This window comes from Pontimicrobium sp. MEBiC06410, from assembly GCF_053601615.1.
The window spans coordinates 1-324 of record NZ_JBSHNT010000006.1; the positions used below are offsets into that span (position 1 = coordinate 1).

The window sequence follows — 324 nt, forward strand, 5'->3', positions numbered from 1 at the left end:
GGGTAATACAACCATTTGCGATAGTAGTACAACAACTATAGATTTATTTAGTTTAATCGCTGGTGAAGATACTGGCGGTACTTGGTCGCAAACTTCTGGATCTGGTGGTACTTTTAATGCTGTAGCTGGTACTTTTACACCAGCTGTTGGTGCAACTACTAGTACTTTCGATTATACTGTTACAGGAACAAATCCTTGTCCTAACGATGTTAGTACTGCTACTATTACTATTAATCAAACACCTGTACTTAACTTTACTGCAACTACTTGTGCTGCTAACTTATTAACTTACGATGTTTCTTTTAGCATTTCTCCTGCTTCTGC

1 protein-coding gene is annotated in these 324 nt (G+C 37.7%); it reads left to right on the forward strand.

Annotation, left to right across the window (positions count from 1 at the left end):
* A partial coding sequence (locus ACVC08_RS00065) for a hypothetical protein (RefSeq protein ID WP_452600481.1) occupies window positions 1-324 on the forward strand: 324 nt, incomplete at both ends.